Below are 9,295 nucleotides of genomic sequence, written 5' to 3'. Positions count from 1 at the left end.
GCCAGGAATTCGATCTGCCGCTCCTGATCGGCGGTGCCACGACCAGCCGCGTGCATACCGCGGTGAAGATCCATCCGAACTACCGCAAGGGCCAGGCCGTCTATGTGACCGACGCGAGCCGTGCGGTTGGTGTCGCGCAATTGCTGATGTCGAAGGACGCGCGCCCGGCCTATGTCGAGAGCGTGCGCGAGGATTACGCGCAGATCGCCGCGGCCCACGCCCGCGGGCAGGACGACAAGAAGCGGCTGACGCTTGCGGACGCGCGCGCCAAGTCGCTGACGCTCAATCCCGACGTTGCGGTGGCGCCAAAGCCGCAATTCCTCGGCACACGCGTTCTTGAGAATTATCCGCTGGCGAAGCTCGCCGATTATATCGACTGGACGCCATTCTTCGCGACCTGGGAACTGACCGGACGCTATCCGCAGATCCTGCACGACGAGAAGTTTGGCCCGGCGGCGCGTTCGCTGTTGGATGACGCGCAGCAGATGCTCAAGCAGATTGTGTCCGAGCAATGGGTGCAGGCATCGGCCGTCGTCGGTTTCTGGCCCGCCGCTCGCGACGGCGACGACATCCGTGTGTTCGACGAGACGGGCGCCTCGCAGATCGCAACGTTGCACGGCCTGCGGCAGCAGATCGCGCGACGAGACGGGCGGCCGAATGTTTCGATCGCCGACTTCGTCGCGCCCTCGAGCAGCGGTCCTGTCGATCATGTCGGCGCTTTCGTGGTCACGGCCGGTATCGGCGAGGACGTCATCGCGACCCGCTTCAAGCGCGCGAACGACGACTACTCCGCGATTATGATGTCGGCGCTCGCTGATCGGCTTGCGGAAGCTTTCGCCGAACATCTGCACGAGCGCGTCCGCAAGGAGTTCTGGGGCTACGCTCCCGGCGAGTCCCTCACCCCGGCGGAACTAATCGCGGAAAGCTATCAGGGCATTCGTCCGGCTCCGGGCTATCCGGCCCAGCCCGATCACACCGAGAAGGAAACACTGTTCCGCCTCATCGGCGGAAGCCGGATCGGTGTGAGCCTGACCGAGAGCTTTGCGATGTGGCCCGGTGCGTCGGTTTCCGGCCTCTACTTCAGCCACCCGCAAAGCCACTATTTCGGTGTGGGCAAGATCGAGCGCGATCAGGTCGAGGATTACGCGCGGCGCAAGAACTGGAGCATCGCCGAATGCGAGCGCTGGCTAGCACCGATCCTCAATTACGATCCGGTGGCGCGCGAAAAGGCGCGTGCGGCCTAGCGAGCGATTGACGTGCGGCGGCTGCGCGCGGCCAAGGGGCCGTCGCAAAGTTCCAGGTTCCAAAATGCAAAGCACCGGAGCAGTGACGCTCCGGTGCTTTAAATACAAGGCCGCCCCATACACCGCGGCGATTGTTGGTCTTATAGCTTTACGCCAAGAATCTCAGAACGCTCCCAGCAACACCGCGCTCACGAAAGCGAACACGGCAAACACCGCCAGGACGTTGAGTTTCAAGGTAAGGTCCATAAGGCCTCCCTTCGCTGTCCTTCGGTTCATCTTAGCAGATCGTGAAATCCGCTCGAAGGCCTCAACGCCGCAGGGACCACAAAGTGCCGCCCCATCGTGGGAAAAGGTGTGCAGATCGCCGCTAAGTCCATGGCAAATCAGGATAAACTATTTTTTTACGCTGCAGTGCGGCGGTCGCTAAGTGCTTGATTTTCCTTATGTCGCTCGATGCAAGTCAGGGTAGAGACGTTCTTGCGGTGCCTGCCGGAACGTTCATGAAACCCGTCAGCCCACGAGACGTTCCGCGATCTTGCGCGCGCCGGGCATGACGAGGAAACCTGTCACCGCTGCGATCGGCCAGGCGACGAGGAATGCCTTCGCCCATTGCCGCAGGAACTCCTGATCGAAGCCGAGTGCGAGCCAGGTCGCGACGAAGGTGACGAGCGTCACCATCACGATCGTCATCAATGCAGCGGTCAGCGCGCGCACTCGCCAGTCCATCGGGCATTCCCATTCGTGTAATTTTTCCGGGCACGTTACTCGGCGGCGCGGTTCCGGTCACCATCCGGTAACGATAACAAAATGCGCGTCGCCGCGGTGAATAACCCGTTAAGAGTGTCGTTCGCATTGTCGGCGCCATGGTGCGGGTGCTGTTTCATCAATGGCGCAAATGCGTCACCGGGGTCGGCTTGCTGCTGGTCGCCGGCTGCGCGGGGCATTACCTCGCGCAGCGCGAACCCTGGCGGAAAGAAGCCGAACTCACCTGCCTGCAGTCCGGAGCCGTGAAGGAAAGCGGCACGATCGTGCGCATCGAGCCGATCAACGGACCGGGTATGTGCGGCGCCGACTTTCCGCTGAAGGTCGCCGCTCTCGGCGATCAGCCGCTCATGGGCTACACAGATATCCGGCCGCCGGGATCGGTGCCGAATGCGGGACCGCAGCGCTGGCCGGTCACGACCGCACCCGCTCCGCGTGCGCCAGCGCAGCCGCAGACATTGCAGGATGATGAGCCGCAATTCGCCAATCCGGCGCGGCCATCGAGTGTGCAGCGTCAGCCGCTTGCACCGTCGCAATCGGGCGCGCGCAATGTCGGCGCGCCGCTGCAGATCGTGCCGCAACAGCATTATGGCGGTGGATACGATCGCGGCGTCGCGCGTGCACCGGCTGTCGATTATGTCCGCTCCGCCCCCTCAGGCACGCGCCGGCCATCGGTTTACGATGCGCCGGCCGAACCCGCATTCGACGACGATGAGGTCACAGCGCCACGCGGTACGTCACGCTCGCCTTATCCGATGCCGCCACGGACGGAGACCTATCAGGCGCCGCAGCGCGCAGCGCCGGTCCAGAGCCCTGTTCCAATGAGTCGCGGCGCGGTCGCAGCGTTCGGGCCGGTTGAAATAAAGCCGGCGGCGACGCTGGCCTGTCCGATGGTGTCCGCGCTCGATCGCTGGATCATCGATTCGGTGCAGCCGGCCGCACGGCGCTGGTTTCGTCAGCCGGTGGTCGAGATCCGGCAGATTTCCGCTTATTCTTGCCGCGGCATGAACGGCCAGCCCGGCGCGCGCATCTCAGAACATGCCTTCGGCAATGCGCTGGATATCGCGTCCTTCACGCTCGCGGACGGACGGAAGATCACCGTGAAGAACGGCTGGCGCGGCTCGCCGGAAGAGCAGGGATTCCTGCGCGATGTGCAGGGTGCGGCCTGCGATCAATTCAATACGGTCCTCGCTCCGGGCTCGAACCGCTTCCACTACGATCATTTTCATCTCGATCTGATGCGCCGGCGAAGCGCCAACCGCATCTGCAACCCCGATCAGATTTCTGGCGAGGTCGTGGCCGCGCGCGTTGCGCGCGATCGCGGTTATGCCTGGCGGCCGGACCCGGGCTTCACCGGCTCGGTCGGCAAGTCCGCGAACAAGTCGCGCAACGCGTCTCTCAACGGCAGGCCGAAGACGGCCGCGAAGACCAAGCGCAACATTCTCGATGACGACGACTGGATCGAGGACGACGGCCCGCGCCCGGCGGAGTGACCGGAGGGTCGCCGTCGCGACATCGCGTAACTATACTCAGAGCGGCGGTCATTGCTTCCCGCCTTCGCGGTAAAGCCGAAAGATGCACGATCCCTCCCACGATCATGCCAGCCACTCCCATGCGGGTCATTCTCATGCCGGCCATGATCACGCCGGTCATGCGCATTCGCATGCGCCGAAGGATTTTGGCCGCGCCTTTGCAATCGGTGTTGCGCTCAATCTCGGGTTCGTGGCGATCGAGGCGGCCTTTGGCATTCTCGCCAATTCGACCGCGCTGCTCGCCGATGCAGGGCACAATCTGAGCGATGTGATCGGGCTGCTGGTTGCCTGGGGCGCCGCTATTCTCGCGAAGCGTCCCCCTAACGAGCGCTTTACCTATGGTCTGCGCGCAAGTTCGATCCTCGCAGCGCTCGGGAATGCGCTTCTTCTGATCTTCGCCTGCGGCGGCATTGCTTGGGAAGCCGTCTGGCGGTTTGCCAATCCCGAGCCGGTCGCCAGCGTGACGGTGATGATCGTCGCCGGCGCCGGCATTCTGGTGAACGGCTTCACGGCTTGGCTGTTCATGAGCGGAAGCAAGAGCGACCTCAATATCCGCGGCGCCTACCTGCATATGGTGGCGGACGCGGGCGTTTCGCTTGGCGTTGTGATCGCTGGCGCCGTCATCATGCTCACAGGGTGGCTGTGGCTCGATCCGCTGACCAGTCTCGTCATCGTTGCCGTTATCCTGTGGGGGACATGGGGATTGCTGCGGGACTCGATCGGTCTCGCGCTCGCGGCGGTGCCGGCGCATATCGAGCTTGCGAAGGTGAGGGGCTTTCTCGAGGGCCTTCCGGGCGTGACGCGTGTCCATCACGTGCATGTCTGGGCCATGAGCACCAATGAGGTGGCGTTGACCGCGCATCTCGTGATGCCCGGCGGTCACCCCGGCAACGCGTTCTTCAAGACGGCCGCGCACGAGCTTCAAGACCGGTTCGGAATCGTGCATCCGACCCTGCAGATCGAACTCGGCGACGGACTGGTTGAAGACGCGGATTGACCCTTGGGTCCTCAGGACTTACTCGTTGGAATCGCTGCGTCACTCCGCCGCGGCGGCGTTTATCCGGCATTCACCGGCATTCGCGCTAATGCGCGAGGCGACGAGAACTAGGACTCTGACAGACATGCGCAAGATATTGTTTGCACTGGCTGCACTGGCCGTCTTCGGCGGTGTGGCTGAAGCTCGTGACGGCTGTGGCCGCGGCTTCTTCTACAATGGCTACCGTTGCGTGCCGATGCGCGCGGGCCCGCCTGCGCCTCCGCCGCAGGCCTTCGTATTTGCCGGGCCTGATCGCTGGGGCAAGCCGCAATATTATCCTGGCCCGCGTGGCCAATGCCCGCGTGGCTTCACGCTACAGTCCGGTCTCTGCAAGCCGTATCGCGGCTTCTGAGACGCGAAGTCGTTTCCATGCGGGGCCGTGGGCGTGAGCCTGCGGCCCCGTTCGTTTGAGCGCTACGCCTTCCCGTAGCCGCCCGCCGTCGGCACCTGAATGATGATGGCTTCGCCTGCGTCGATCATCGTGGCGTCGCAGCCGCCGAGCTTTTCGATCCTGCCGTCCTTCCGGCGCACTGCATTCTCGCCGACCCGACCGGCCTCGCCGCCGGCAAGACCGAACGGCCGCACGCGTCGATGGCCTGACAGGATGGTGCATTCCATCCGCTCGAGGAAACGGATGGTGCGGCGGATGCCGTCTCCCGCATGCCATTTGCCGCGGCCGCCCGAGCCCTTGCGGATGTGGAAGTCCTCCAGCACGACCGGGTAACGGAATTCGAGGATCTCCGGATCGGTGAGGCGCGTATTGGTCATGTGCGTATGGACCGCATCGGTGCCGTTGAATCCGGGACCCGCGGGCGAGCCGGAGCAGATCGTCTCGTAATACTGATAGCGCGCGTTGCCGAAATTGAGATTGTTCATCGTGCCCTGCGCGGCTGCGAGCGCGCCGAGCGCGCCGAACAGGCAATTAGTCACGGCCTGCGAGACCTCGACATTGCCCGCAACGACCGCCGCCGGATATTCCGGCGTCAGCATCGTGCCTTCCGGGATCACGATATTGATCGGCCGAAGACACCCGGCATTCATCGGAATGTCGTCGTCGACCATCACACGGAAGACGTAAAGCACCGCTGCGCGCGTCACCGGTTCGGGCGCATTGAAGTTGGTCGGCTGTTGCGGCGAGGTGCCGGTGAAATCGACCGTCGCCTCGCGTTTCTTTTTGTCGACCGTGATCTTCACGCGGATCACGGTGCCCTGATCCATCTCGTAGGAAAATTTGGAATCGTGCAGGCGGTCGATCACGCGCCGCACGCTTTCGGCCGCGTTGTCCTGCACGTGCTTCATATAGGCCTGCACGACCGGCAGCGAGAATTGCTGCACCATCTTGCGCAGTTCCTGCACGCCTTTCTCGTTGGCGGCGATCTGAGCCTTCAGATCGTTGACGTTCTGGACCGGATTGCGCGCCGGGTATTTCGCGCCGGTTAGCGCAGCGGTGATCTCCTTCTCACAAAAGCGGCCGCGATCGACCAGCTTGAAATTGTCGAGATAGACGCCCTCCTCCTCGATATTGGTCGCATTGGGAGACATTGAGCCCGGCGAAATCCCACCGACATCGGCATGGTGACCGCGCGAGGCGACCCAGAACAGGATCTTGCGCTTGGCTTCGTCGAACACCGGCGTGCAGACCGTGATGTCCGGCAGATGCGTGCCGCCGTTATAAGGCGCGTTGATCGCGTAAACGTCGCCCGGTCTGATCCTGCCCTTGTTCTCGCGGATGATGGTCTCGACAGCGCGATCCATCGAGCCGAGATGCACCGGCATGTGTGGTGCGTTGGCAACCAGCGCGCCGTCGCCGGAAAACACCGCACAGGAGAAGTCCAGACGTTCCTTGATGTTCACAGAATAGGCGGTGTTCTGCAGCGCAACGCCCATCTGCTCTGCGATCGACATGAACAGATTATTGAACACCTCCAGCATCACCGGATCGGCCTTGGTGCCGACGGCGGCGGTGCGCTTGAGCTTTGCGATCCGCGTCAGCACCAGATGGTTCTTGGCGGTGAGCGCCGCCTGCCAGCCCGGTTCGACCACAATGGTCTGGTGCGGTTCGATGACGATCGCCGGACCCTTGACCTTGTGACCGGGCTTCAGCTGCTCGCGGGTGTATACCGCGGCCTTGTGCCATTTCCCCGCGGAGAAGAATTGTGTGCGGCGGGCGGGCGAGGGGAGCTTGCCGTGCGTCGTCTTCAGCGCGCGCTCGCGGAAGGTCGCACCGCCGCCGATGGCCTCGACCGAGACCGCTTCCAGTACCAGCTGCTTCGACCGGTCGATAAATCCGAACTGCGCCTTGTGCGCCTTCTCGAAGGCGCGCGTCATCGCAGTGATGCTGCCGGCCTCCACCAGCAGCGCGGTGTCGGTGCCAGCGTAGCGAATATGAGCGCGGACGATGGTCTTGATCGCGCGCAGCGGCACGCCTTGTCCGGCGACTTCGTCCCTGACTGTCTTGCCGAGCGACTTTCCGATCTTGCCGAGCGTGGCCAGCGCTTTCGTGCCGAGCGGCTCCTCGATGGCCTGCTGGCGTGTGGCGCGGATATCGGCGAGTCCCATGCCGTAGGCGGAGAGCAGCGATGAGAACGGATGGATCAGCACGCTGGTCATGCCGAGCGCGTCGGCGACGAGACAGGCATGCTGGCCGCCGGCGCCGCCGAAGCAGTTCAGTGCATAGCGCGTGACGTCATAACCGCGCTGGACGGAAATCTTCTTGATCGCGTTCGCCATGTTCTCGACCGCGATCCTGATGAAGCCGTCCGCGATCTCTTCCGGCTTTCGGCCGCCGCCGACCTCCGCCGCCAATGCGCTAAAGGCTTCGCGCACCGCGGCGTCGTCGAGCGGTTGGTCCTGCTCAGGGCCGAAGATCTTCGGGAAGAAATCGGGGATGAGCTTGCCGGCCATCACATTGGCGTCGGTGACGGCGAGCGGCCCGCCGCGGCGATAGCATTTCGGTCCCGGATTGGCGCCCGCCGAATCCGGGCCGACGCGAAAGCGCGCGCCATCGAAATGCAGGATCGAGCCGCCGCCGGCGGCAACGGTATGGATGCGCATCATCGGCGCGCGCATGCGCACGCCCGCGACTTCGGTCTCAAAGGCGCGCTCGTATTCGCCATCGTAGTGCGACACGTCGGTCGAGGTGCCGCCCATGTCGAAGCCGATGACGCGGTTGAAGCCGGCTTCGCGCGCGGTCTGCGCCATCGACACGACGCCGCCCGCGGGTCCTGACAGGATCGCATCCTTGCCCTGGAACAGGTCGGCCGCGGTGAGCCCGCCCGACGACATCATGAACATGAGTCTTCCTTCACCGCCATTTACTCCGCTGCGCTCCCTCCCCCCATGCGGGGGAAGGGGAGAAGATGCCTGCGTGTTGAGAGCGGTCGCCACCTGCTCCACATATCTGCGCAGGATCGGCGACAGATAGGCGTCTACGACCGTGGTATCGCCGCGACCGACCAGCTTGATCAGCGGCGAGACCTCGTGGCTGACGGAAACCTGCGGAAAAATGCTGCGTGCAAGCGTTGCGACCTGCCGCTCGTGATCGGGATAACGGTAGGAATGCATGAACACGATCGCCGCCGCGCGGATGCCGTCGTCATAAGCGCGGCGCAATTCAGGCTCGATCGCCGCGAGATCTGGCGATTTTTCGACCGTGCCGTCCGCGCGCACGCGTTCGTCGACCTCGATCACGCGCTCGAACAGCATGTCCGGCTTGATGATCTCCTTTGCGAAGATCTTCGGTCGCGCCTGATAGCCGATGCGCAGCGCATCGCGGAAACCCCGCGTGGTGATCAGCAGGGTGCGCTCGCCCTTTCGTTCGAGGAGAGCGTTGGTTGCGACCGTCGTGCCCATTTTGACAGCGCCGATCCGGCCGGGCGGGATCGGCTCGCCCGGGGCGACGCCAAGGAGTTCACGGATGCCCTGGACGGCGGCGTCGCGGTAGGCTTCGGGATTTTCCGACAGCAGCTTGTGCGCGACCAGGTGGCCGTCCGGTTTGCGCCCGACAATGTCGGTGAAGGTTCCGCCGCGATCGATCCAGAAGTCCCACATCTTGGCGGAGGGTGTCTTCACGGAGGGACGTCTGGCGGAAGACCTCTTCACGGGTGTCTTCTTCCTGGTCGGCGGGCGCTTTGTCATGAGTCTTGCATTGTCGGTGGGTTGCCCGCCATCATCGGCGGACGCGGGGGTGAGTATGGTCCGATTGGCGCTCGACCGTCTTTATCTGTTTTCCGGCTATCTCGCCGGACTTTTCCTCATCGCCATCTTCATCCTGATGATGCTTTTGTCGGCTGGGCGGCCGCTCGGGCTGAATATCCCCGCGGGCGACGACTTCGTGTCCTGGTGTATGGCGGCGACAGCCTTTCTCGGCCTTGCGCATACTTTTCGCCACGGCGAGATGATCCGCGTCGGTTTGCTGATCGATCGGCTGGAGGGGCAGATCAAACAGCTGGTTGAGATCGCGGTGCTGATCGTCGGCAGTGGCTTCATCGGGTTTTTCGCATGGCATGCGTCGGTGATGACGTGGCAGTCCCACCAGTTCAACGACATGTCGCAGGGCGTCATCGCCATTCCACTCTGGATTCCGCAACTCGGTTATAGCGGCGGGCTCGTGATCCTGCTGATCGCCTTTGTGGATGAACTGATCCATGTCCTGCGCGGTTATCCGCCGCGCTACGAGAAGCCGAAGCCGAAGACCGCCGAAGAGGTGGTCGAACAGGCGA

7 protein-coding genes are annotated in these 9,295 nt (G+C 63.5%); 5 read left to right on the top strand and 2 right to left on the bottom strand.

What is annotated here, in order from left to right:
• Nucleotides 1-1,244, top strand: a 1,244-nt coding sequence (locus VNZ93_RS16300) for a vitamin B12 dependent-methionine synthase activation domain-containing protein (RefSeq protein WP_325707282.1), incomplete at its 5' end; no start/stop codon positions are given.
• A 510-nt stretch (nt 1,245-1,754) separates the two neighbouring features.
• Here the strand turns inward: VNZ93_RS16300 and VNZ93_RS16295 are convergent.
• Nucleotides 1,755-1,970, bottom strand: coding sequence for a DUF2798 domain-containing protein (locus VNZ93_RS16295; protein ID WP_325707278.1), 216 nt, complete (start codon nt 1,968-1,970; stop codon nt 1,755-1,757).
• Between the two features lie 137 nt (nt 1,971-2,107).
• On the opposite strand from VNZ93_RS16295, the gene VNZ93_RS16290 reads away from it, so the two are divergent.
• The 3 genes from VNZ93_RS16290 to VNZ93_RS16280 all read left to right on the top strand — a co-directional run bounded on the left by VNZ93_RS16290 (nt 2,108) and on the right by VNZ93_RS16280 (nt 4,926).
• Nucleotides 2,108-3,499: an extensin family protein gene (locus VNZ93_RS16290; protein ID WP_325707275.1), complete on the top strand. Its 1,392-nt coding sequence runs from the start codon at nt 2,108-2,110 to the stop codon at nt 3,497-3,499.
• A gap of 82 nt (nt 3,500-3,581) precedes the next feature.
• Nucleotides 3,582-4,535, top strand: coding sequence for a cation diffusion facilitator family transporter (locus VNZ93_RS16285; RefSeq protein WP_325707272.1), 954 nt, complete (start codon nt 3,582-3,584; stop codon nt 4,533-4,535).
• A gap of 124 nt (nt 4,536-4,659) precedes the next feature.
• A complete protein-coding gene (locus tag VNZ93_RS16280; RefSeq protein WP_325707269.1) occupies nt 4,660-4,926 on the top strand; it encodes a GCG_CRPN prefix-to-repeats domain-containing protein in 267 nt (88 codons plus the stop codon).
• 62 nt (nt 4,927-4,988) lie between these two features.
• Here the strand turns inward: VNZ93_RS16280 and VNZ93_RS16275 are convergent, their stop codons facing one another.
• Nucleotides 4,989-8,624 carry a hydantoinase B/oxoprolinase family protein gene (locus VNZ93_RS16275; protein WP_325707284.1) on the bottom strand — a complete coding sequence of 1,212 codons (3,636 nt, stop codon included), beginning with the start codon at nt 8,622-8,624 and terminating at the stop codon, nt 4,989-4,991.
• Between the two features lie 142 nt (nt 8,625-8,766).
• Here VNZ93_RS16275 and VNZ93_RS16270 point away from each other — a divergent pair.
• Nucleotides 8,767-9,295 (top strand): TRAP transporter small permease (locus VNZ93_RS16270; protein WP_325707266.1); only part of this gene is annotated, 529 nt, incomplete at its 3' end.

Source organism: Pseudorhodoplanes sp. (assembly GCF_035565795.1).
GTDB lineage: Bacteria > Pseudomonadota > Alphaproteobacteria > Rhizobiales > Xanthobacteraceae > Pseudorhodoplanes.
This window is presented reverse-complemented; position numbering and strand designations above follow the sequence as displayed.

Coding starts and splice junctions, on each gene's coding strand:
- VNZ93_RS16275 (WP_325707284.1), bottom strand. CDS start 8,624: ATGTGGGACTTCTGGATCGATCGCGGCGGAACCTTCACCGACATTGTC.
- VNZ93_RS16290 (WP_325707275.1), top strand. CDS start 2,108: ATGGTGCGGGTGCTGTTTCATCAATGGCGCAAATGCGTCACCGGGGTC.
- VNZ93_RS16285 (WP_325707272.1), top strand. CDS start 3,582: ATGCACGATCCCTCCCACGATCATGCCAGCCACTCCCATGCGGGTCAT.
- VNZ93_RS16280 (WP_325707269.1), top strand. CDS start 4,660: ATGCGCAAGATATTGTTTGCACTGGCTGCACTGGCCGTCTTCGGCGGT.
- VNZ93_RS16295 (WP_325707278.1), bottom strand. CDS start 1,970: ATGGACTGGCGAGTGCGCGCGCTGACCGCTGCATTGATGACGATCGTG.